This window comes from Pseudomonas laurentiana (assembly GCF_014648275.1).
In the GTDB taxonomy this organism is placed as follows: Bacteria; Pseudomonadota; Gammaproteobacteria; order Pseudomonadales; family Pseudomonadaceae; genus Aquipseudomonas; species Aquipseudomonas laurentiana.
Genome location: NZ_BMQU01000002.1, coordinates 363,481 through 384,842 on the forward strand (window position 1 = coordinate 363,481; position 21,362 = coordinate 384,842).

At 61.9% G+C, this 21,362-nt stretch carries 22 protein-coding genes; 11 read left to right on the forward strand and 11 right to left on the reverse strand.

Annotated elements, in window-relative coordinates; all coding sequences use genetic code 11:
- Positions 1–68: 68 nt before the first annotated feature.
- Genes phnE through IE038_RS03525 form a run of 4 tightly spaced genes read right to left on the reverse strand, consistent with a single transcriptional unit; the run spans position 69 to position 3,296 of the window.
- Positions 69–836, reverse strand: a complete 768-nt coding sequence (gene phnE / locus IE038_RS03510) for a phosphonate ABC transporter, permease protein PhnE (RefSeq protein WP_163939299.1) — start codon at positions 834–836, stop codon at positions 69–71.
- The gene (locus tag IE038_RS03515; RefSeq protein WP_163939296.1) at positions 833–1,660 is read right to left on the reverse strand and encodes a PhnE/PtxC family ABC transporter permease; all 828 of its coding nucleotides are present in this window, start codon (positions 1,658–1,660) and stop codon (positions 833–835) included. Before IE038_RS03515 ends, phnE begins: the two co-directional genes overlap by 4 nt.
- Positions 1,654–2,448: a phosphonate ABC transporter ATP-binding protein gene (locus IE038_RS03520; RefSeq protein ID WP_189395135.1), complete on the reverse strand. Its 795-nt coding sequence runs from the start codon at positions 2,446–2,448 to the stop codon at positions 1,654–1,656. The genes IE038_RS03515 and IE038_RS03520 overlap by 7 nt, the downstream gene beginning before the upstream one ends.
- Positions 2,445–3,296, reverse strand: a complete 852-nt coding sequence (locus tag IE038_RS03525) for a putative selenate ABC transporter substrate-binding protein (protein ID WP_163938532.1) — start codon at positions 3,294–3,296, stop codon at positions 2,445–2,447. The genes IE038_RS03520 and IE038_RS03525 overlap by 4 nt, the downstream gene beginning before the upstream one ends.
- Before the next feature lie 117 nt (positions 3,297–3,413).
- Here IE038_RS03525 and selD point away from each other — a divergent pair, with 117 nt between their 5' ends.
- The 6 genes from selD (at position 3,414) to IE038_RS03555 (ending at position 11,765) form a co-directional block, all read left to right on the forward strand.
- Positions 3,414–4,448, forward strand: coding sequence for a selenide, water dikinase SelD (selD, locus tag IE038_RS03530; RefSeq protein WP_189395136.1), 1,035 nt, complete (start codon positions 3,414–3,416; stop codon positions 4,446–4,448).
- Positions 4,448–5,551, forward strand: coding sequence for a tRNA 2-selenouridine(34) synthase MnmH (mnmH, locus tag IE038_RS03535; protein WP_189395137.1), 1,104 nt, complete (start codon positions 4,448–4,450; stop codon positions 5,549–5,551). Before selD ends, mnmH begins: the two co-directional genes overlap by 1 nt.
- Before the next feature lie 219 nt (positions 5,552–5,770).
- Positions 5,771–7,717, forward strand: a complete 1,947-nt coding sequence (gene hflK, locus IE038_RS03540) for a protease modulator HflK (RefSeq protein ID WP_163938535.1) — start codon at positions 5,771–5,773, stop codon at positions 7,715–7,717.
- A 21-nt stretch (positions 7,718–7,738) separates the two neighbouring features.
- Positions 7,739–8,752 (forward strand): protease modulator HflC, encoded by a 1,014-nt coding sequence (hflC, locus tag IE038_RS03545; RefSeq protein WP_163938538.1) that lies wholly within the window; start codon positions 7,739–7,741, stop codon positions 8,750–8,752.
- Entirely contained in the window at positions 8,749–9,795 is a 1,047-nt protein-coding gene (gene hflK, locus IE038_RS03550) for a protease modulator HflK (protein ID WP_189395138.1), read from the forward strand. Before hflC ends, hflK (IE038_RS03550) begins: the two co-directional genes overlap by 4 nt.
- A gap of 14 nt (positions 9,796–9,809) precedes the next feature.
- Positions 9,810–11,765 carry a cation-translocating P-type ATPase gene (locus tag IE038_RS03555; RefSeq protein WP_189395158.1) on the forward strand — a complete coding sequence of 652 codons (1,956 nt, stop codon included), beginning with the start codon at positions 9,810–9,812 and terminating at the stop codon, positions 11,763–11,765.
- 42 nt (positions 11,766–11,807) lie between these two features.
- Here the strand turns inward: IE038_RS03555 and IE038_RS03560 are convergent, their stop codons facing one another.
- Positions 11,808–12,083, reverse strand: a complete 276-nt coding sequence (locus IE038_RS03560) for a metal/formaldehyde-sensitive transcriptional repressor (RefSeq protein WP_065757639.1) — start codon at positions 12,081–12,083, stop codon at positions 11,808–11,810.
- Between the two features lie 68 nt (positions 12,084–12,151).
- On the opposite strand from IE038_RS03560, the gene dmeF reads away from it, so the two are divergent.
- On the forward strand, positions 12,152–13,099 hold the full coding sequence (dmeF, locus tag IE038_RS03565) for a CDF family Co(II)/Ni(II) efflux transporter DmeF (RefSeq protein WP_189395139.1): 948 nt from the start codon (positions 12,152–12,154) through the stop codon (positions 13,097–13,099).
- Here the strand turns inward: dmeF and IE038_RS03570 are convergent.
- The 5 genes from IE038_RS03570 to IE038_RS03590 all read right to left on the reverse strand — a co-directional run bounded on the left by IE038_RS03570 (position 13,081) and on the right by IE038_RS03590 (position 16,728).
- On the reverse strand, positions 13,081–13,383 hold the full coding sequence (locus IE038_RS03570; protein WP_163938578.1) for a putative quinol monooxygenase: 303 nt from the start codon (positions 13,381–13,383) through the stop codon (positions 13,081–13,083). The two genes, dmeF and IE038_RS03570, sit on opposite strands and share 19 nt — an antisense overlap.
- Positions 13,384–13,428: 45 nt before the next feature.
- Complete coding sequence (locus tag IE038_RS03575; protein WP_163938576.1) at positions 13,429–14,529, reverse strand: NADH:flavin oxidoreductase/NADH oxidase; 1,101 nt, start codon at positions 14,527–14,529, stop codon at positions 13,429–13,431.
- An 80-nt stretch (positions 14,530–14,609) separates the two neighbouring features.
- Positions 14,610–15,284, reverse strand: a complete 675-nt coding sequence (locus IE038_RS03580; protein WP_163938572.1) for a type 1 glutamine amidotransferase domain-containing protein — start codon at positions 15,282–15,284, stop codon at positions 14,610–14,612.
- 185 nt (positions 15,285–15,469) lie between these two features.
- Positions 15,470–16,222 carry an anti-sigma factor family protein gene (locus IE038_RS03585; protein ID WP_189395140.1) on the reverse strand — a complete coding sequence of 251 codons (753 nt, stop codon included), beginning with the start codon at positions 16,220–16,222 and terminating at the stop codon, positions 15,470–15,472.
- Complete coding sequence (locus tag IE038_RS03590) at positions 16,219–16,728, reverse strand: sigma-70 family RNA polymerase sigma factor (protein ID WP_189395141.1); 510 nt, start codon at positions 16,726–16,728, stop codon at positions 16,219–16,221. Before IE038_RS03590 ends, IE038_RS03585 begins: the two co-directional genes overlap by 4 nt.
- A gap of 130 nt (positions 16,729–16,858) precedes the next feature.
- Between IE038_RS03590 and IE038_RS03595 the strand changes: the two genes are divergently transcribed.
- The 3 genes from IE038_RS03595 (at position 16,859) to IE038_RS03605 (ending at position 19,039) form a co-directional block, all read left to right on the forward strand.
- Entirely contained in the window at positions 16,859–17,905 is a 1,047-nt protein-coding gene (locus tag IE038_RS03595) for a catalase family peroxidase (RefSeq protein WP_163938569.1), read from the forward strand.
- Positions 17,902–18,423: a cytochrome b gene (locus IE038_RS03600; protein ID WP_163938567.1), complete on the forward strand. Its 522-nt coding sequence runs from the start codon at positions 17,902–17,904 to the stop codon at positions 18,421–18,423. The genes IE038_RS03595 and IE038_RS03600 overlap by 4 nt, the downstream gene beginning before the upstream one ends.
- Positions 18,424–18,490: 67 nt before the next feature.
- Complete coding sequence (locus IE038_RS03605; RefSeq protein WP_163938564.1) at positions 18,491–19,039, forward strand: cupin domain-containing protein; 549 nt, start codon at positions 18,491–18,493, stop codon at positions 19,037–19,039.
- 108 nt (positions 19,040–19,147) lie between these two features.
- Here IE038_RS03605 and IE038_RS03610 read toward each other — a convergent pair whose 3' ends face one another.
- Positions 19,148–20,638 (reverse strand): DASS family sodium-coupled anion symporter, encoded by a 1,491-nt coding sequence (locus tag IE038_RS03610; protein ID WP_163938561.1) that lies wholly within the window; start codon positions 20,636–20,638, stop codon positions 19,148–19,150.
- A gap of 370 nt (positions 20,639–21,008) precedes the next feature.
- Here IE038_RS03610 and IE038_RS03615 point away from each other — a divergent pair, with 370 nt between their 5' ends.
- The gene (locus IE038_RS03615; RefSeq protein ID WP_065757698.1) at positions 21,009–21,338 is read left to right on the forward strand and encodes a hypothetical protein; all 330 of its coding nucleotides are present in this window, start codon (positions 21,009–21,011) and stop codon (positions 21,336–21,338) included.
- The last annotated feature ends 24 nt before the right edge of the window (positions 21,339–21,362 follow it).

Sequence of the window (21,362 nt, forward strand, 5' to 3'; positions counted from 1 at the left end):
GCGGCATTAGCTGAAGCGCCTGCACGAAAAGAGTTACCCGCGACATGCCTTTGGCGGCGGACAGCACATCAGTTGAGCACCCAACGCTGACGAATGCGGTCACTGACAGCGTCGACAATCAACACCAGCGCCAGCATGGCGATGATCACCGTGCTGGCCCGCGACTCCTGGAACAGGCTGAGCGTCATGTACAGCAACTGGCCCAGCCCTCCGGCACCGACGAAGCCCAATACTGCCGCCATGCGAATGTTGTTTTCCCAGCGGTACAGGGTGTAGGCCAGCAGCTGTGGCCACAGGTTGGGCAGCATGCCATAGCAGAACGCCGAAACCTGGCTGCCGCCCTGCAAGCGAATGGCCCGGGCCGCTACGGTGGGCGTGTTCTCAAAGGCCTCGGCGTACAGTCGGCCCAGCACGCCCGCCGTGTGCAAGGCCAGCGCCAGGGTACCGGCATTTGGCCCAAGCCCGGCCGCCAGTACCATCAACACCGCCCAGACCAGCTCGGGTATCGCCCGCAAGGCATTGAGCAGCAGCCGTGCAAGCCCGCGCAAGGCTGCGCCGAACAGCCCGGCCGCCGGCAATGCCAGAAGCAGCCCCAGTACCGCTGCCAACAACGTGCCTATACCCGAAATAGCCAGTGTTTCCAGCGCACCCCGTGCCACGGCCTGCAGATGCTCGCGGCTGGTATCAGGGTTCAGGAAACGTGCGGCGTACTCCCCCATCTTGCCCGCGCCGCCCTCACCCACCAGCGCCCACAGATCCAGGCTCAAGTAAGCAAACGACGACACTATCGCGGCCAACACGGCGAACAGCACCAGCAGGTTGATCAGGCGCCTCATGCCAGCCTCCTGCGCAGCAAACCACTGAGTTGATCGGCCAGCCAGACCAGCCCCAGGAACGTCAACAGCATGCTGGCCACTTCCGCACCAGCAAACATGCGCATCGACAAGTCGATCTGCTGGCCCAACCCGCCAGCACCCACAAAGCCCATGACGACCGAAGCCCGGATGGCGCATTCCCAGCGATAGACGGTGTACGACACCAGCTCGGTACCCGCACACGGCAAGATGCCGTAGAAGAAGGCTCCCAGACGACTGCTGCCGGCCTGCAGCAACGCGTGAGCAGGACGCTGATCGACCGACTCGAAAATTTCCGCATAGACCTTGCCCAACATGCCGCTGTAAGTAATGGCGATGGCCAGCACACCCGCTGTCGGGCCAAGGCCCACGGCCCGTACAAACAGCAGCGCCCAGACGATTTCCGGGACACTGCGCAGGAACACCATCAGCGCACGCACTGGCCAGCGCAGGGCCACAGCCAAGGCGCTGGGGCGACCGCCCCTCGAGGCTGCGGATAACGACAACGCTCGACTGGCCAGCAAGCTGGCCGGGATCGCCAGGAGTAAGGCCAGCGTCATGCCCGCCGTGGCGACCGCGAGGGTTTGCAGCGTAGCGCGCCATAACAACTCGAGGAACGCGTGGTCATGGGCGGGCGGCCAAAAGGCGCTGACGAAGCTGCCGATCTGACGACGGCTGTCGGCCTGGAACAACACACCGAGATCGAGTTCGCTCACGTGCAGCCCCGGCCAGAGCAGCACCAGCGCCAACAGGGTCAGCAACAGCCGTGGCGCGGCTGCCGGGTCGCGCTGGTCACGACTCAGCATCGGGGAATCTGCAGGGTCAGCGGCGCGACTGGCTGAGCAGGCAAGGTCAGTTGCTCATTGGCGTACAGGGCATCCAGCAAGTCCTCGGTCACGTCAGCAGCCGGTTTGTCAAAGACCAGGCGACCTTCACGAATACCGATCACCCGCGCGAAGTGGGCCAATGCCAGGTCTACCGCATGCAAGCTTGCGACCAGGGTAATACCTCGTACGCGGGCGTAGCTGCACAGGGTACCCAGGCTGTGTGCGGCGAGCACCGGATCCATCGCGGATACCGGTTCGTCGGCCAGCAGCAAGTCCGGCTGCTGGTACAGCACGCGGGCGATGCCCACGCGCTGCAATTGACCGCCGGACAATTGTTGGCACTGCACGAACAGTTTGTCTGCCAGGTCCAACGTCGACAGCACCGCACGCGCGCCCGCCACATCGATGGGGCGCAACAGGCTGAGCAACCCGCGCAACGTCCCCCACTGCCCCAGTCGGCCAGCCAATACCGTCGTGACCACCCGCTGACGCGGCGGCAAGGGTGGCACCTGATGAATCAGCCCCACCCGTGCGCGCAGCTTTTGCCGCAGTCGGGCCGGAAGGCGCCAGGGTCGCTGGCCAAGTACTTCCAGCTCGCCGCCAGCCGGCTCGATGGCCGTGGCAATCAGGTGCAACAAACTCGACTTGCCAGCACCAGAGGGGCCAATAATTGCCACCTGCTCGCCGGCCTCAATAGTCATGTTCAGGTCACGCAGGGCTTGCAGCGCGCCATGGTTGAGGCAGGCCCCGGTCAGTCGGATCGTCATTTCAGCAGTTCAGCAGCCCGCGCGGCCTCTTCGATACCGGCATAGTTCTCCGGGCGCGTTTCGATGAAACGAGTAGCCGCCTGCAGGTCCAGAATGGCCTTGTGCTCGGGGTTGGCTGGATCAAGGGCCAGGAACGCTGTCTTGATCTTCTGCGCCAGCACCGGATCGAGGCTGCCGCGCACGGTCCAGTTGTAGTCGAAGTAGGTAGGCGTAGTGGCGAACACATGCACCTTGCTGGTATCGACCTTGCCTGAGGCTACCAGTTTGTCCCACACACTGGCGTTGAGCACACCGCCGTCGACCTTGCCCGCCTGCACCCAGGCAGCCGTCGCATCATGGGCCCCGGAATAGGCCACCCGACTGAAGAACGTTTCCGGCTTGATGCCGTCCTTGAGCATGAAGTAGCGCGGCATCAGGCTGCCGGAGGTGGACGATACCGAGCCAAAGGCAAAGGTCTTGCCCTTGAGGTCAGCCAACTGTTTGACCTGCGGGTCGGCCGTGATGAATTTGCTGGTAAACCGGGCGTCCTGCTCGCGCTGCACCAAAGGCATGGCACCCGGGCTTTTCTGGTGAACCTGGACGAAGGTGAAACCGCCGAGCCAGGCGAGGTCCAAGCGATCACTGGCCAATGCCTCGACCACTGCCGGGTAGTCGGCCACCGGCACGAACTCCACCTTCATGCCCAACTGCTGCTCCAGGTAAGCGCCCAGCGGCTTGAACTTGCGCAGCAGCTCGGTTGGCGCCTCATCGGGAATCGCGCTGACGCGCAAGGTTTCGCTGGCCTGGGCCAGAAAAGCGGAACCACTCAGTACCAGGCCGGCAAGCAGTGCCAGGGTGTTTTTGAGCATGGGGATTCTCCGGTTCAACAGCGCAATAGGTAGGGCTTACAGGTGCCGAATTATAGGAGTTAGCAGCGCAAAGACCAGCTTTGCTAGAATCCGACGCGATAACTCCTGAGGTGTGACATGAGCGAACCCATTCGCCTGACCCAGTACAGCCACGGTGCTGGCTGCGGCTGCAAGATTTCTCCCAAGGTGCTGGACGTGATCCTGGCCGGTAGTGGCGCCCAACATCTGGACCCGAAACTCTGGGTCGGCAATGCCTCCCGCGATGATGCCGCCGTCTACGCACTCGATGACGAACGCGGCGTGGTCTCGACCACCGACTTCTTCATGCCAATTGTCGATGACCCCTACGATTTCGGCCGTATTGCGGCAACCAACGCCATCAGCGACATCTATGCAATGGGTGGCGACCCACTCATGGCCATCGCGATCCTCGGCTGGCCGGTGAACCTGCTACCCGCAGAAGTGGCCCGCGAAGTGATTCGAGGTGGTCGCGCCGTATGCGATGCCGCAGGCATTCCCCTGGCGGGAGGCCACTCCATTGATGCACCCGAGCCGATTTTCGGCCTGGCCGTCACCGGCGTGGTCGAAAAACGCCACATGAAGCGTAACGACACCGCTACTCGCGGTTGCCGCCTCTACCTGAGCAAGCCACTGGGGATCGGCATCCTCACCACGGCGGAAAAAAAAGCCCGGTTGCGCGAACAGGACAAGTACCTGGCCCGCGACTGGATGTGCACCTTGAACACCCCCGGGAGCCGATTCGGCAAGCTGGAGGGTGTCAAGGCAATGACCGACGTCACCGGTTTCGGCCTGCTCGGCCACCTGGTGGAAATGGCCGACGGCAGCAACCTGACCGCACGCATCATCTACGGCGCCGTGCCGCGTCTGCCTGGTGTCGATTACTACCTGGCTGAAGGTTGCGTGCCCGGTGGCACGCAACGCAACTTCGACAGCTACGGCGAAAAGATCGCAGCCCTGAATGATGAACAGAAAAACCTGCTCTGCGATCCACAGACCAGCGGCGGCCTGTTGGTCGCGGTAAGCCCTGAAGGTGAAGCCGAGTTCCTGACTGTAGCCGCCGAACTGGGCCTGACACTGGCCCCGATCGGTGAACTGGTCGAGCGACAGCGACACGCGGTAGAGGTGATGTAATGGCTGACAACACCTGTGACTACCGCACACTGTTTCTCAAGGATGTTGCGCTGATGGACGTTCGCGCCCCCGTTGAGTTCAACAAAGGGGCCTTCCCCTGCGCAATCAACCAGCCCTTGATGAACGATCAGGAACGTCAGCGGGTTGGCACCTGCTATAAGCAGCATGGCCAGCAAGCCGCTATCGAACTGGGCCACCAACTCGTAAGCGGCAAAACCAAGGACGAGCGTATCGCCGCCTGGACAGCCTTTGCCAAGGCTAATCCAAGTGGTTACCTGTACTGCTTTCGTGGCGGGCTGCGCTCACAGATCACCCAGCAATGGCTCAAGGATGAGGCCGGTATCGACTACCCGCGTGTAGTCGGCGGCTACAAGGCGATGCGGACCTTCCTCCTGGAGACCACCCAGCAGGCGGTGGGCCACTGCGATTTCGTGCTGGTAGGCGGGCTCACCGGCACCGGCAAGACCGAGGTGATCCACGCCTTGCGCAACGCCATTGACCTGGAAGGGCTGGCCAACCACCGTGGCTCGAGCTTCGGCAAGCGCGCCACCGGCCAACCGGCACAGATTGACTTTGAAAACCGCCTGGCCATCGACCTGCTGAAAAAGCGCGATGCTGGTATCGAACAGTTCGTGCTGGAGGACGAAAGCCGCCTGGTCGGCAGCTGCAACCTGCCTCTGGAGCTCTACCAGGGCATGCAGCAGTACCCCATGGTCTGGCTGGAAGACAGCCTGGAACACCGTATCGAACGCATCCTTCAGGACTACGTCACAGGTTTGTGTGCCGAGTTCATCGCCGTCCACGGCGAGGAGACGGGGTTCGCACAGTATGCCCAGCGCCTGCAAAACAGCATGGCGAACATCCAGAAACGCCTGGGTGGCGAGCGCTACAAGCGTTTCTCTACCCTGCTGCAGGACGCGCTCGATGAGCAGCAACGCAGTGCTCAGGTCGACTTGCACCGCGGTTGGATCGCAGGCCTGCTGAACGAGTATTACGACCCGATGTACGCCTTCCAGCGCGCCAGCAAGAACGAACGGGTTGAGTTCGTCGGTAGCCAACAGGCGCTGATCGAGTATCTGCAACAGCGCGCAATACGTCGATAACCGAAAAGTTTCATGAACGGCACCCGACACACAAAGTAACATTCGCACGCACCGTTATAAGGTTACACGGCCTCAAACAATGCAGGGTCAACCATTGCACTGTGACCGGCCGTGAGCCCATGCATCTATCCGCCCCATGGGCTTTACTCAAAAAGCATGGCGCTTCCCCCGTCGACAGCCCGCTGAGCCATGCCCTGATCTTGAATGTACGGAGTGCTGATGAGGGTCGACCTCGACACTGATAAAGCCCAGCTGGCAGCCCTGCCGCGCTTCCAGCATGCAGCCTTGCATGCCCGACACCTCCTGATCATGGGGCTGGTATCAGGCGTGCTGATTGGTCTGCTGTTGCTCGCGGCACTTTTTGTTGACTTGTTTGCCGCCGACTCAATCTGGCTGCCCCTGCTGTGCAACACTGCGGCCACGCTGCTCTTGCTGGCCGCTGCCACACAGGCGGCCTGGCGTGTTGCCAAATGGCGCGCCAGTGCCTTGCAGGATGAACCAACACCAGGCGCGGATGGCTCCAACAGCAATACCGAGCAATCCCTGGCAGCACTCAGCCCCTATGACCGCCTGCTGGAGCATGTCAGTCAGGGCAGCCTTGCCTTGCTACGCCACATTGGGCTCAGCGCAGTCTGGATCACCGGGCTTTCGCTGCTGGCATTACTCTGTGTAAAGGGAGGCTGGCGCCTCGACCTGCCCGCAGCGCCACTTGGGCAGAATGCAAGCGTAGCGGTCGGTGTGGCGTTACTGGTGGCTTTCGCACTGCTAGTGCTGGAGCGACAGCTCAGCGCCAACAGCTCACTGCAGTGGCCTGAGGCAGCTGGCCTGGCGATGCTCAGCCGGGTGGTTATCGCCAGCCTCCTGATCGCCGCCCTGTGCCTGTCCTTTGTCTCGGCCGAAACAAATTGGCCAGTACGCCTGGCGGTGCTGAGTGGCCTGCTGCCCGCACTGGTGGCGCTGGAGTTGATACTGCGCGCGCTGCTCTCTGTCTTCAGCCCACAACGTCCAACCATTGAGCCACAGTTCATCGCTGAGAGTTTCATTGCCAGCTTGCTACAGTGGCCGCCACGCCCCCTGGACAGCCTGCAAGACGCACTGCAACAACGCTTTGGTATCGATCTGCGCCAGGTATGGGCATTCGGGTTCATGCGTCGAGCATTTCTGCCAGTGCTGACGCTGGTCGCGCTGGTAGGCTGGCTACTCAGCGGCATCAGCGAAGTGCCCATGAACGAACGTGGCATCTACGAACGCTTTGGCAAGCCGATGGAAGTGCTCAATCCAGGGCTCCACGCCGGATTGCCCTGGCCGTTTGGCCGGGTACGAGCCGTGGAGAACGGTGTTATCCACGAAGTGGCGAGTAGCAGCGGCGAGCTTTCCTCGGAGACCGCAACCACTGCCGAAGGGCCTGCGCCAGACAGCGCCAACCGCATGTGGGATGCCTCGCACCAGAGCGAGAAGTCGCAAGTCATCGCCAGTGCGAACGACGGCAAGCAGAGCTTCCAGGTGGTCAACATGGACGTGCGCTTTGTCTACCGCATTGGTCTGAGCGATCAGGCCGCACTGGCGGCGACCTATAACAGTGCCGACGTGCCAGCCTTGATCCGCAGCACCGCCAGCCGGGTGCTGGTTCACAACTTCGCCACGCGCACCCTCGATGATCTTCTCGGAGAGGAGCGGCTGGCACTGGCTGCGGACATCGGCAATGCCGTACAGGGCGACCTCGACCGCATGAACAGTGGCGTCGAACTTCTCGCCACGGTCGTCGAAGCCATCCACCCGCCTGCGGGTGCTGCCAATGCCTATCACGGCGTACAGGCCGCGCAAATCGGGGCCAAGGCACTGATTGCCCGAGAACGCGGCACAGCGGCCGAAACGACCCATCAGGCACGACTGCAAGCCAGCATTATCAGTGATCGTGCCAATGCCGCCGCCCATGAGACGCAGGCCGCAGCACACGCCGCCGGCTTGCGCTTCGATGCCGAGCAACGCGCCTGGCGCACTGCCGGCCAAGCCTTTATCAATGAACAGTACTTCAGCCAACTTGGCCTGGGCCTAGCCAACGCCAAGGCGTTGATACTCGATCACCGTATCGCCGTGCAGGAACCGCCAACCCTCGACCTCAGAACTTTTGCCGCGCCAATCGACCCCGGCAAAGCACATCCGTAACGGCCAGCAGGAGCGCACCCTTTGAGTTCATCGCACAGCCACTCCGGGCATGCCCACGACCATCACGATCACGATCATGACCACCCACCGACGTCCGGTGCATTGCCTTGGCGGCGCATCGCCTTGGCGGCACTGCTGGTACTGTTCGCCGCCGCGTCCGCCTGCCTGGTGCAAGTACGCTCAGGCGAGGCCACAGTGATCACCCGCTTCGGCAATCCGGCACGGGTGCTACTGGATCCTGGCCTAGCCTGGCGCCTGCCCGCGCCCTTCGAGTCGGCAATACCGGTTGATCTGCGCCTGCGTACAACCTCCAGCGGCTTGCAAGATGTCGGTACGCGCGATGGCCTGCGCATCATCGTGCAGGCCTACGTTGCCTGGCAGGTACAAGCCGACCCGGAAAACATCCAGCGTTTCATGCGGGCGGTACAGAACCAGCCCGACGAAGCTGCGCGACAAATCCGCACCTTCGTCGGCTCGGCATTGGAAACCAGCGCCAGCGGCTTCGATCTTGCCAGCCTGGTCAACACCGACGCCAACCAAGTGCATATTGCCGACTTTGAGGCACGCTTGCGTGGGCAAATCGAACAACAGTTGCTCAGCACCTACGGTGTACGCGTCTTGCAGGTGGGCATTGAGCGCCTGACGCTACCCTCGGTCACCCTGGGGGCCACGGTCGACCGCATGCGTGCCGAACGTGAAACCATTGCCACTGAACGCACTGCCGAGGGCAAACACCTGGCCGCCGAAATTCGCTCTGCGGCTGAACGCGATGCGCGTATTTTGCAGGCCGATGCATCGGTACAGGCCGCCAGTATTGAAGCCCAATCGCGGGTCCAGGCCGCCGAGCTCTACGGTAAGGCCTACGCCAGCGCCCCCGAGTTGTACAACCTGCTGCGCTCGCTGGATACCTTGGGCACCCTGGTCAATGCCAACACGCGCTTGATCCTGCGCACCGACGCGGCGCCCTTCCGGACATTGGTCGAGGGGCCCGCGAACCTGGTACCTCCCGGGCATAACGGCGGACAGCAACCGTGAACCCTGAACGTAACGTATCCGCATCAGACAGCCCTTGGCTACAGGCCAGCCGCCTGGCCTTTATCGCCCTCTACGGGATTACCCTGGTGGCCGCACTTGGCTGGGCAATTTCCAACATTCGCCAGATTGGTCCTGAAAGCCGAGCGGTGGTACTGCGCTTGGGCGCACTGACGCGGATAGAGAACGCGGGCCTGCTGTTGGCCTGGCCGCGGCCCTTGGAGCAAGTGGTACTGCTGCCATCAGCCGATCGCATCATCGAACGACGCGTCGAAACCTTGCTGCGTTCGGCGCAGGCACAAAAAGCCGAGCTTGGCGCTGGACCGCTCGGCGATGCACTGGCCGGCTCCGGTTATTTGCTGACCGGCGACGCCGGGGTCGTCCAACTGGATGTGCGGTTGTTTTATAAAGTCACCGACCCCTACGCCTATGTCCTTCAGGGCGAACATGTTGCACCTGCGCTGGATCGCCTGGTAGCACGCAGTGCAGTGACCGTCTGTGCCTCACGCGACCTTGACACCATTCTGGTTGCACGCCCGGAACTGGTCGGTACTGACAACCAGCTTGCCGAACGCCGCGAGCGCCTGCGCAGTGACCTGGTACAGGGCATCAACACACAGCTGGCCGCACTGGAGGCAACCGGCACCGGACTGGGCATACACATCGAGCGGGTCGATCTGCAATCGAGCCTGCCACGCGACGCCGTGAATGCCTTCAATGCCGTACTGACCGCCAGTCAGCAGGCGGAAAAGAACGTCGCCAGTGCACGCAACGACGCCGCCAAGCAAATTCAAGCGGCAACGCAGGCGGCGGATCGCACCCTTCAGGTAGCCAAAGCCCAAGCCGGCGAACGTGTCGCCAGGGCCAACACCGACACGGCAACCATCATCAGCCTGGCCCAAACACAGCGTACGCATACTGACCCTGGCTTGCTGCTGCGCCTCTATCGCGAACGTATCACGAAGATTCTTGCACAAGCCGGCTCGATTACCACCCTTGACCCCCATGACGATGCCCACCTTATCCTGCAGGGCACGCAACCATGAGTGAGCACACCGGGATGCCCCATACCCACGATCAGCGCGGCCATGATCACGCGGCCCACTGCCACTCGCATGCGCATTTCACCACTGCACTGCTCAGCCAGGCTGAACAGCGCAGTGCCGCCCGACAACTGAGTCTGGCAATGGTCGCCCTGGGCCTTCTCGGCCTTGGGCTACTATGGCGCGGGTTCGCGGCGCAGCAGGAAGGCGTCAGCCAACTGTTGTTCGGGGCCGCCTCGTTGCTCGTCGCACTCCCGGTGTTGAAAGCCGCCTGGGGCAGCCTGCGCCATCCAAGCCTGCACGGCATCACTGATCAACTTATCGCACTAGCCATGATTGGCGCATGGGCCAGTGGTGACCTGCTGACCGCAGCGCTGTTGCCGATCATCATGATATTCGGACATGTGCTTGAGGAGCGTAGCGTCATAGGCTCTCAAGAAGCCATCGAGGCGCTTGGGCGACTGACGCGCAGCCAGGCCAGGCTGATTGACGCCGACGGCGGCATACGCGAAGTGGACAACACTGAACTGCGGTCCGGCGATCAAATTGAAGTGCGCGCCGGAGACCGCATACCCGCAGACGGCCGGGTGCTTGAAGGCCAGGCCAGCCTCGATACGGCGCCCATCACCGGCGAGTCGGTACCGCTTGAGGCCAGTGCAGGCACCGAGGTGTTCGGCGGAGCAATCAACCTCGATGGATTGCTGCGTATCGAGGTCACCCGCATCGGCGAGGCCTCGACACTGGGCAAAGTCATCGCCTTGATGCAGAGCGCCGAACGCGCCAAACCGCCCATCACACGCCTGCTTGAACGTTACGCCGGGCGCTACATGACGCTGGTCTTAATGATTGCAGCGGTAACCTGGTTCATCAGTAACGACGCCCAGGCCCTACTGGCCGTGCTGGTAGCGGCCTGCCCGTGTGCACTGGTGCTGTCGGCCCCGGCAACGGCCATCGCCGGCATCGCAGTCGCGGCGCGGCATGGCATCCTGATCCGCAGTTCGGCATTCCTTGAAGAGTTTGCCGACCTCAGCTCATTGGTGATCGACAAGACAGGGACACTGACCTACGGCACACTGCAGCTACAAAGTATCAAGGCCTGCGACGACACAGGCGTCGATCAGGAAACACTGTTGCAACTGGCCGCAAGCCTGGGTGCCGCCAGCAGCCACCCGGTCAGTCGTGCGCTGGCCAACCTGACACCGCATGACGCCTACCATCCTCTGGAGGGTATCCACGAACGCAAAGGGCTTGGCGTGATCGCCAGAACGGCATCAGGTGAGGCGGCCCTAGGCCGCGCTGAACTGTTCGCCCAGCTGGGTATTGCAACGCCCGAAGTACCTCGACATGACGGGCCGATTGCCGGTCTCGCTTTGAATGGGCGCTTCCTGGGCTGGCTGCTACTCACCGACCGGGTGCGCCCAGAAGCATCTGTGGCGCTGGCCGATCTGCGTGAGCTTGGACTGGGTCGGCAGTTACTGCTGACCGGCGATCGCAAGCCGGTGGCAGACACCTTGGCACATGAGGTCGGTATTTCCGAGGTTGTCGCCCAAGCATTGCCCGAAGACAAACTGCATCGGGTCAATGCAGAAATCCGTAAAGGATTCCGTCCGTTGGTGGTCGGCGACGGCATCAACGACTCGCTGGCACTCAAGGCCGGTGTCGTGGGTGTCGCTATGGGCGCTGGTGGTGCTGACATCGCGCTGGCGTCAGCCGATATCGTGCTGATAGGCAGCGATTTGCGTCGACTGGGAACCTGTGTGCGACTCAGCCGCCAGTGCCGCCGTACGTTACAGGTGAATGTCGCGATCGGTCTGGGCTGGACACTCGCCATCATCGCCGCTGCCGCGTTTGGCCTGCTCGGCAGCGCCGGAGCAATGATTGCCGCGATCCTGCACAACCTCAGTACCTTGCTGGTACTGGGCAACGCTGGTCGCCTGCTGCGTTTCGAGGAAGCACTACGCACGCTGGACTGAGCAACAGGCACTCCATTCGACGGGTTCGAAGCCCGGATCGCCCTACTTCAGATAAGACCTGAGCAGCGCGGCGATCTGGTCGACTTCGGCTTGCCGCTGCTGCGCAGTCAAATCTTCTGCTCCGAGGTGCTCACGAATGTGGCCCTCCATCACCTCGGTCATCAAGCCATTGACGGCGCCGCGAATGGCCGCGATCTGCTGCAGGATCGCGATGCAGTCAGTGTCCTGCTCCAGTGCCGTCTCCAATGCCGTTGCCTGCCCTTTGATCCGGCGTACCCGGGTCAGCAGTTGCTTCTTGCCTTTGGTCGTGTGTGCCATGGTGATCTCGTCAATTAGTATACTGGGGTATAGTATGCAACCCCCCTGTTATCCCGAGCATGATACCCATGAATTCGCAGACCTCCGAGTACCGGCATTCCCATGTCTTTGACGAGGGCAATCCGCTTGCGGAAAGAAAGACACGCTGGGCCTTGGGCCTGACGCTGGTGATGATGGTTGCGGAGATCTTCGGCGGCTGGCTGTCCAATTCGATGGCGTTGCTTGCCGACGGCTGGCACATGAGCTCACACGCCTTGGCACTGGGCCTGTCGGTGGTGGCCTATCGCGCAGCCCGGCAGTTGGCCAACGACGGGCGCTTTGCCTTCGGCACCTGGAAAATCGAGATACTGGGCGGCTACTCAAGTGCCATCGTATTGCTGGGTATCGCCGGTTTGATGCTGTTCCAGTCCGTCGAACGGCTGTTCAGCCCCAGCCCGATCCACTACGACGAAGCCATCGCGATTGCCGTTATCGGCTTGGCGGTCAACCTCGCCTGCGCCTGGCTGCTCAAGGACGATCACGCGCACCATCACGATCACCACCACGGGCACGCTCATGAAGGGCACGGGCATGACCACCACCATCACGACCTGAACCTGCGCTCAGCCTACCTGCACGTCATGGCCGATGCGGCGACCTCGGTGCTGGCAATCATCGCCCTGATCGGCGGCAAACTGTGGGGGGCGGCATGGCTGGACCCGCTGATCGGGATTGTCGGCGCGGCAATGGTCGCGCTCTGGGCAATAGGCCTGCTACGTGAAACCGGGCGAGTGCTGTTGGATGCAGAGATGGACGCGCCGGTCGTCGAAGAGATTCGCGAGGTGATCGAGCAGTTCCCCATCCAGGCCGACATTGTCGACCTGCATGTCTGGCGCGTCGGTAAAAGCAAGTACGCCTGCATCCTGTCCCTCGTCAGTCATGGCTCGCTGAGCGCCGACACGGTGCGTCAGCAGTTGAGCATTCACGAGGAACTGGTACACATTACGGTTGAGGTGAATCAGCCCAACGCGGCTTGATCCAGTGCGCGCAGTACCTGAACCTCGGGGGAAGCCGCAAGCCAGCCGGTAATACGGCTGCGGTAGGCCTGATAATGCGCGCTGTCACGGTGCGCCTCCAGCGCGGTCTGATCGGCGTAGGTCTCGAACAGCGAGAACCCTGCGCCACCGTCAAGATCAGCAAACAGGTCATAACGCAGGTTACCCGGCTCACGGCGAGTCGCGGCAACCATCGTACGCAACTCAGCCTCGACCTGTGCCTGGTGCTCCGGCAACGCGATTACACGGGCAATGACGTGAATCATCAGTTCAATCCTCTCTTCGATATTCAGTGTTCACCGTCGGTCAGCTTACTGGCTGACCTGATAGCGTTCCAGCCAGTGGGCATAGGGCTTAGGTAGCACCCAGGATGGGCGTTCTACCTGCAACTGCAATGCCGCCTGGTAGGGCCAGTTCGGGTTGGCCAGGTGAGCACGGCCCACCATCACCAGGTCCATCTGCTCCTGGGCAAGGGTGTTTTGCGCGATTGCCGGGCTGTCAATGCCCCACGCAGCGGCCACTGGCAGCTCCGCTTCGCGGCGCACGCGCTCGGCAATCGGTGCAAGGAACGCTGGCCCCCAAGGGATTGACACCTCTGGGACAGTGAAGCCCACGCTGACACTGAGCAGATCCAGCCCGCCCCGGCGAAATGCCTTGGCCAGCTCAATGGACTCCTCAAGCGTCGCCTCGTCGCGACCATCATATTCAATGACACCGAAACGCGCGGTCAGCGGCAGGTGCTCTGGCCAGACCTCACGCACCTGTGCGAGGGTTTCAAGCAGGAAGCGGCTACGGTTTTCAAAGCTGCCGCCGTAGGCATCATCACGCTGGTTGCTATGGCTGGAAAAGAAGCTCTGACCCAGGTAACCGTGAGCAAAATGCAGCTCCAGCCATTCAAAACCGGCCGCCAGGGCACGGCGTGCCGCTGCCACGAAGTCTGCGCGGACACGGGCAATATCCTCCAGCGTCATGGCCTTGGGCGTTTTTGGCAGATGAGCACCGAACGGAATCGCCGATGGCGCCAAGGTGTCCCAACCACGGGCATCCTCTGCGGCAATATGATCGTCGCCTTCCCAAGGACGGTTGGCACTGGCCTTGCGCCCGGCGTGAGCGATCTGGATACCCGGTGCAGCACCGGCACGCTTGATCGCAGACGCGACCTCAGCCAACGCTTCGGCCTGGGTATCGTTCCAGATACCGGCACACCCCGGGGTAATGCGCCCTTCCGGAGAAACGGCGGTGGCCTCGACAATGACCAGACCGGCACCACCACGCGCCAGGCTGGTGTAATGCGCCAGGTGCCAGTCATTGATCAAGCCGTCATTGGCGGAGTATTGGCACATCGGCGGCACGGCGATGCGGTTGCGCAAGGTCACGCCCTTGAGCTGGAACGGGGTAAAGAGTGCGGACATGTCATCAACTCGTCTGATGCTGAAGCGAAGAGAAAGCAGGCGGCGTAGCGCCTGCCTCAGGGGGAGGTACGCGATGGACCTCAGAGCAGCTTGAGCAAGGCGTGGGCAGTGGCGTCGGAGGATGCCGGGTTCTGACCGGTCACAAGCAGGCCGTCGACGGCCACGTGGTTATGCCAATCCTCGGCGCGGCTGTACACACCGCCATGACCCTTGAGCATGTCTTCGACCAGGAAAGGCACCACGTCCGTCAGATTGACAGCTGCTTCCTCCGTGTTACTGAAGCCGGTTACCTGCTTGCCCTTGACCAAAGGCGCACCGCTGGCATCCACCGCATGGCGCAGCACCGCAGGTGCGTGGCAAACGGCACCGACTGGCTTGCCCAGCGCCTGGAAACGTTCAATCAAGGCGATCGAGCGCGGGTCTTCAGCAAGGTCCCAGAGTGGGCCATGACCACCGGGGTAAAACAGCGCATCAAAGTCTTCGGCGTTGACCTGCGCCAAGGTCAGGGTACTGGCCAAGGCCTTGCGGGCAGCCTCATCGGCATTGAAGCGCTCGGTAGCGGCAGTCTGCGCACCGGGATCGTCGCTCTTGGGGTCGATCGGCGGCTGGCCGCCCTTGGGCGAGGCCAGGGTGACCTGCGCCCCGGCATCGAGAAAGGCGTAGTAAGGCGCCGCAAATTCTTCCAGCCAGAAGCCGGTTTTATGGCCGGTATTACCCAGGGTGTCGTGAGAAGTGAGCACCATCAAAATGTTCATCGGGTTCCCCTGCTGCGGCCGGTGGGCCAGTAATGAGTCAGTGCGAGGCATCTTAGAGTTAGGAGGTGGATTCGATAAATCGAACGCAGTGATTTACGGTATTCAAAAAAATGAATAGCAGACGGCAACCCCAAGACCTCTCGGCAAAACCCCAGCAGCAAGGAGCGACTGTTGGCCCCGACCGGCTACAGGGCGGTGCCCAGCACCTGCCGCAACTGCGCGCCACGCACATCGGCCACATCACTGATCAATGCATAGTTGTAATCACCCCGGGACCAGTAGCGCGCCTGCAGTTCGCCCTCGGTGCGCTCACCGCTGGGCATCCGCACGTAACGCTCACTGGGAGAGCGCAGGAACAGGCTGACACGCTCACCGTTTCGGTCCTGGAACAGCAACAGCGCAGCAGGGCCCTGCTCATTGCTCAGCAACCGTGCCCCTACCGGGGTAAACCCATAGGCCGAGAGGTCCGGCAGATTGCCGGCATGCCTGAAATGCTGGCCCAACCAGGCTTGCAGTTGCTCCGGGCTGTTTACCGACAGGTCCAAGGAGGATGTATAGGCGAACAACCGGTGCGCCTGCACGGCGTCAGCCATCGGCGGGTTGCCTGCCATCAGGTTGACATCCCGCGCCTGCCAGCCACCCAGCCCACCAACACCCAACGCTACCAGCAGCATCGCCGCACTGGCCCAGCGTCGCTGGCGACGCTGACGCAGATCACGGCGAACCCAGGCCGGGTCGAGACGCGGATTAGGTGCGTGTTCGAGTTGCCCCGCCAGGGCGGCCCGCAAACGCCGGGCATCGGCACGCCAGGCATCGAGCTCAGCGGCCCGTTGCGGATGGGCCGCCAGGTACAGATCCACCTCACGCCGACGTTCGGGCAGCAACCGATCATCGACATAGGCCTGCAATTCTTCTTCGGATGGAATCAACTGACTCATTTAAACCTCCGCAACCCAGGGGGCAACGGCGCGCCCTCGGTCAGTTCTCGCAATGCTGCACGGGCCCGCGACAAGCGCGACATCACCGTGCCAATCGGTACATCCAGGGCCTGCGCGGCCTCCTTGTAGCTCATGCCTTCGACACTCACCATCAGCAACAAGGCGCGCTGTTCGACCGAAAGCCTGGCAAAGGCAGCCAGCCCGGACTGAGCTTCGACGATGTCCTGAGTATTGTTACCGACCTCCTCGCTCCCCCCGAACCAGCTCAGCCAGCGCAGGTGTCGCCGCTCTCGACGCTTGCTGTCGAGAAACTGCCGGTAAAGGATAGAGAACAACCAGGCCCGCAGGCTCCCATGATCTCGCTGCTGCGCGCCACGGCTCAAGGCTCGTTCCACCGTCGCCTGCACCAGGTCGTCGGCGCTCGCGGCCTCGCGGGTCAACCATAAGGCGAAGCGGCGCAGCCGCTGAAGCATCTCGCGTAGTTGGTCGTCATCCAGTTCGTTCATCGGGTGATCCGTGATCTGTGTGCAGTCAGTGTACGAGGCAGACGGTCGACAGCGAATTTTATTCCGAGCCAATGGAATAAAACATCTGCTGGTGCGTCGTACCCGCTCATTTACAGACCTGGATAGCCCCATGAGCACTCCGCTAAACAGTCGCGCCCGTGCACTGCGCCTGACTGCCATCGGTCTTGGCGTCGCTGCACTGGGAGCAGGCTTCGCCTTCGCCGCCGGCTGGGTCGGCCCGGACCGGCTGACGCCGAAACGTATCGTCGACACCTTCGAAGCTCAGGCCGGGCACTACCCCGGCTACCGGAAAAACCATGCCAAAGGCGTGTGCATCAGCGGTTACTTTGAAAGCAGCGGCCAGGCCGCCGAGCTCTCAAGCGCTCGGGTGTTCAGCCAATCAAAAGTACCGGTCATTGGTCGCTTCGCCATCGGCGGTGCCAACCCGCACAGTGCCGACGCCAGCGTAGCCACCCGCAGCCTGGCCGTGGAGTTCACCAGTGATGATGGGCAGCGCTGGCGTAGCGGCATGAACACCCCGCCGGTACTGGCGGTGAATACCATCGAGGGTTTCTACGAACAGGTGCTGGCCATGACACCGGTTCCGGCCACCGGCAAGCCCGACCCGGCAAGGTTGCAGGCCTTCTTTGCTGCACACCCGGAAAGCGCGGCCTTCCGTCAGTGGGTCAAGGACTACAGGCCCTCTGACAGCTTTGCCAACTCGGCCTACCACAGCATCAACGCCTTTCGTCTGATCGATGCCAAGGGCACCGTGCATTACATGCGTTGGAAACTGCAGCCACTGACCCCGTTTGACCCATTACCGGCTCAGGTGGAAGACCCGAACTACCTGCAGAATGACCTGCGCCAACGCCTGGCTGAGGGTCCATTGCGCTGGAACCTGCTGCTGACCCTGGCCGAGCCCGGCGATGCGGTCAACGATCCCTCTCAACCCTGGCCTGCACAGCGGCGACAAGTCAACGCAGGCACCGTGGTCATTGAACAGGTCGACGCGGCCGAACAAGGCGCCTGCCGTGACCTGAACTTCGACCCGCTGATTCTGCCAACTGGCATTGAACCGTCCGCTGATCCGATTCTGGCCGCCCGCTCGGCCGCCTACTCGGAGTCCTTCAACCGCCGCAGCCGCGAAGCGGCGCATTCTGGAGTACAACCATGAACGCTACCTTCCATCCCCTGCTGCGCGGGCTGCATTGGCTGATGGCCCTGCTGATCCTGAGCATGCTGTTCATCGGTGTGAGCATGATCAGCGACCTGTCCCCCCGCCACAGCCTGTTGGTCAACGTGCACAAGCTGATCGGACTGGCCCTGTTGGTGCTGGTAGTGGTCCGTATCGGGGTGCGTGTGTTCGTCGGCAGCCCCGCACTGCCCGGCGACCTGCCCTCGGCACAACGCTGGGCAGCCAAGGCCTCGCACCTGGTGCTCTACGGAATGATGCTGGCCATGCCGCTGCTCGGCTGGGGCATGCTCTCGGCGGGTGGCTACCCGTTACCGCTGCAACTACCCGCACTGTTGCCCCAGGATATCCGTGTGTATGCCCTCCTTCGCCAGGCGCATGGCTGGCTCGCGTACCTGCTCTTCGCAACGGTCTTGTTGCACCTGGCGGCCGCGCTGGTTCACGGTTTGATACGTCGGGATGGTGTGTTGCGCAGCATGTGGTCGGGACGGGTCAATTGAGCGTGCGCTAATGAGGGCCTGAGTGTGCTTTAATGCGTCGCCATTTATTTCTGACATTAAGGCAGCTATGGACACGGGGACACGACTCAGACTGGTGCGTGAACGCAACAAGCTCTCGCAACGGGAACTGGCCAGACGCAGCGGCTTGACCAACTCGACGATCTCGCAGATCGAGCAAAACCGCGTCAGCCCGTCGGTCAGTTCCCTGAAGAAACTACTCGAAGGCATCCCAATGTCGTTGGCCGAGTTCTTCAGCTTCGATGAACCGCCGCGTCAGGAACGCTTTGTGTTCCGCTCCAACGAACAGCCCGACCTGGGCAACAGCGGTCTGCGCCTGTTGCTGGTCGGCGCCAGTGTGGAAGGTCGGCAAATGCGTATGCTGCGTGAGCTCTATGCCCCTGGGGCAGACTCCGGTGATGAACCGATCGTGCACACCGAAGGTGAGGAATGCGGCCTGGTTACCCGTGGCACCATCGAATTACGTGTCGATGGTCAGGTCAGCGTGCTCAACTCGGGTGACGGCTACTATTTCCCCACCACCCTGCCCCACAGCTTCAAGAACATCGGCCCGGATGAGGCCGAAATCATCAGCGCCAACACCCCGGCGAACTTCTGACCTGCAGGCGCATGCGGGAACGCGGATGTCAGCGCGTTCGCGGTGCCTGCATCAGCGGCAAGCCAGTGCCCACAGGGTGTTGAAACAGGTCGACGTCTTGCGCTGTTTTCACATCCAGCCCAACCAGTGCCACCAGGTCGCCGCGAACACCAGCATCAACAGGTAGCCGATCAGGGTAATCAGCACCCCAACCCGGGCAAACTGCCTGGCATTGAAGGTTTCTGTACCCAGGCAGACCATGTTCTGCGGCGCATTGATCGGCAAGATAAAGCCGTAGCTGACGACAAACCCCAAGGCCATGCTCATCCCCAGTCGGCTGAAGTCGCCGGGCAGGGTCTGCAGTACGGCGATCAGAATCGGCAGCAGCGCCGAGGTCAATGCCGTGGCGCTGGCAAAGCCGAGGTGGATGAGAATCAGGAACGCGGCAAGAATCGAGAACACACCCAAGGTACCGAGCTGGTCCAGGCCGGTATGGGCGACGACCTGCTGCCCCAGCCACTGCCCCGCCTGGGTCGTGAGCAAGGTAGTACCCAGGCTGATGCCGACACCGAAGACAATCACCGTGCCCCAGGGAATACGCGACTGCACGTCTTTCCAGGTCATCACACCAAAGCGCGGCAACAACAGGAAGACCAGCCCGGCATAGGTAGTCGATGTGGTATCGAAACGATGCAGCTTGCCTTCCGTCGCCCAGGCCAGCAGTAACAGTACCGAAACGCCCAGCAAGCGCTTCTGCGCAGAGGTCATCGGTCCCAGCGCGGCCAACTGATCAGCCACCGCCGCCTTGCCGCCGGGAATGCTGTCACTCTCCGGCGGGAGCATCTTCAGTACCACGACAATCAGCACCAACGACATGATCACAGCCCAAGGCGCGCCGGCGATCAGCCAATCGATCCACGAGACCCGCCCGCCGAGCATCTTGTCCATAAAACCCGCCGTCAGCAGGTTCTGTGCCGCTGCAGTCTGGATACCGATGTTCCAGATGCTGGTGCCCTGGGCGACGATGATCATGATGCCAGCAGCGATGTTCGAGCGTTTATCGACACCAAAGGCTGCAATCACGCCTATCATGATCGGCACTACACAGGCACTGCGCGCCGTGGCGCTAGGCACCACCAGACTGAGCAGCACCGTGACCGCCACAGCCCCCAGCAGGATACGCCGGGTGCTGACACCGACACTGGACAAGGTCACCAGGGCGATACGCCGGTCCAGCCCGGTGTGGGTCATGGCTGCCGCGATGAACAAGGCGCCAACCACCAGCGCCAGCGCCGTGTTGGAAAACCCGGTCAACGCCATGGTGACCCCGGCGGACGAACCATACGTCACCGAAGGATCGGCCAGGGTCGGTGCCGTGCCGAGCAAGAACGCCATCAGCGAAGTGATCATGATGGCGCTGGCTTCGTACGACACTGCCTCGGAGATCCAGATGACTACGGCGAACGCGAGGATCGCCAACACCCGCTGCCCCGCCACAGGCAAGTCAGCCGGCAATGGCAACAACAGTACCGCGATCAGGGCGGCGATGCCGACCATAAGACCCAACGGCAGCGAAGCCTTGGCGGTTTGCGAGGAAGGCGCTGCGGCCGGTGAACTCATGAGGATCTCCCTGAAAGGCATGTGCCAGCCATGATCCGCCATCTCGATGACAGCCGCGCTGATGCGGATCAATTAGCGCTGACCCTACATTGTCGGACAATATGTAGTGCCGATAAAAAAACACTACAAACCCTATTGACGCCGTTCATCGCCGCTTGCATGATGCAGACGTCTCCCCGATCGGGAGCGCTGGCAAGGGTGTTCCAGACCGCTCAACGGATCCAAGAGCTGTCCCTGGATGGGTACTGCCCAAAAGGCAGAAAGTAGAAGCCCCCTGTTGTGACGCTGCTGTAGCAGCTTTCTGTCAACGCTACATGATTGGCGCCAAGCAATAACTCAACAATTAATGGTGGTTAAGGGGGCTTTAATGATGAACTTGAACAATCAACCTACTATCGACGAATTGGCCCGGCTGTTCGCAGCACGCAAGGACAGTCTCGACAGCCACATCCTCTGGGTCTGCGACTCGGGTGAAGTTCGCATCGACAAAGTCTCGCCGCTGGCCGGCGAAGAAGAGTTCGAGCAGCGCAACCCGAACATGCGTGCCCGCTTCAAGATGTACCGTCGTGGCCATGGCTACGTCGGCAAGAAGGCTGCTGCCGATACCCACTTCATCGGTAACGTCCTGCAGACCCTGCAACATGAATGGGCTGCCGTACAAAACCAGCCTGGGGTCCGCTTGATCGACCGCTACAGCTGATCAATCGATCCAATGAGGAAGCCC

Bases quoted from the DNA above. Each gene is read 5' to 3' on its own strand.
- phnE (WP_163939299.1), bottom strand. From the start codon at position 836: ATGAGGCGCCTGATCAACCTGCTGGTGCTGTTCGCCGTGTTGGCCGCG.
- IE038_RS03515 (WP_163939296.1), bottom strand. From the start codon at position 1,660: ATGCTGAGTCGTGACCAGCGCGACCCGGCAGCCGCGCCACGGCTGTTG.
- IE038_RS03520 (WP_189395135.1), bottom strand. From the start codon at position 2,448: ATGACGATCCGACTGACCGGGGCCTGCCTCAACCATGGCGCGCTGCAA.
- IE038_RS03525 (WP_163938532.1), bottom strand. From the start codon at position 3,296: ATGCTCAAAAACACCCTGGCACTGCTTGCCGGCCTGGTACTGAGTGGT.
- selD (WP_189395136.1), top strand. From the start codon at position 3,414: ATGAGCGAACCCATTCGCCTGACCCAGTACAGCCACGGTGCTGGCTGC.
- mnmH (WP_189395137.1), top strand. From the start codon at position 4,448: ATGGCTGACAACACCTGTGACTACCGCACACTGTTTCTCAAGGATGTT.
- hflK (WP_163938535.1), top strand. From the start codon at position 5,771: ATGAGGGTCGACCTCGACACTGATAAAGCCCAGCTGGCAGCCCTGCCG.
- IE038_RS03555 (WP_189395158.1), top strand. From the start codon at position 9,810: ATGCCCCATACCCACGATCAGCGCGGCCATGATCACGCGGCCCACTGC.
- IE038_RS03560 (WP_065757639.1), bottom strand. From the start codon at position 12,083: ATGGCACACACGACCAAAGGCAAGAAGCAACTGCTGACCCGGGTACGC.
- dmeF (WP_189395139.1), top strand. From the start codon at position 12,152: ATGAATTCGCAGACCTCCGAGTACCGGCATTCCCATGTCTTTGACGAG.
- IE038_RS03570 (WP_163938578.1), bottom strand. From the start codon at position 13,383: ATGATTCACGTCATTGCCCGTGTAATCGCGTTGCCGGAGCACCAGGCA.
- IE038_RS03575 (WP_163938576.1), bottom strand. From the start codon at position 14,529: ATGTCCGCACTCTTTACCCCGTTCCAGCTCAAGGGCGTGACCTTGCGC.
- IE038_RS03580 (WP_163938572.1), bottom strand. From the start codon at position 15,284: ATGAACATTTTGATGGTGCTCACTTCTCACGACACCCTGGGTAATACC.
- IE038_RS03585 (WP_189395140.1), bottom strand. From the start codon at position 16,222: ATGAGTCAGTTGATTCCATCCGAAGAAGAATTGCAGGCCTATGTCGAT.
- IE038_RS03590 (WP_189395141.1), bottom strand. From the start codon at position 16,728: ATGAACGAACTGGATGACGACCAACTACGCGAGATGCTTCAGCGGCTG.
- IE038_RS03595 (WP_163938569.1), top strand. From the start codon at position 16,859: ATGAGCACTCCGCTAAACAGTCGCGCCCGTGCACTGCGCCTGACTGCC.
- IE038_RS03600 (WP_163938567.1), top strand. From the start codon at position 17,902: ATGAACGCTACCTTCCATCCCCTGCTGCGCGGGCTGCATTGGCTGATG.
- IE038_RS03605 (WP_163938564.1), top strand. From the start codon at position 18,491: ATGGACACGGGGACACGACTCAGACTGGTGCGTGAACGCAACAAGCTC.
- IE038_RS03610 (WP_163938561.1), bottom strand. From the start codon at position 20,638: ATGAGTTCACCGGCCGCAGCGCCTTCCTCGCAAACCGCCAAGGCTTCG.
- IE038_RS03615 (WP_065757698.1), top strand. From the start codon at position 21,009: ATGAACTTGAACAATCAACCTACTATCGACGAATTGGCCCGGCTGTTC.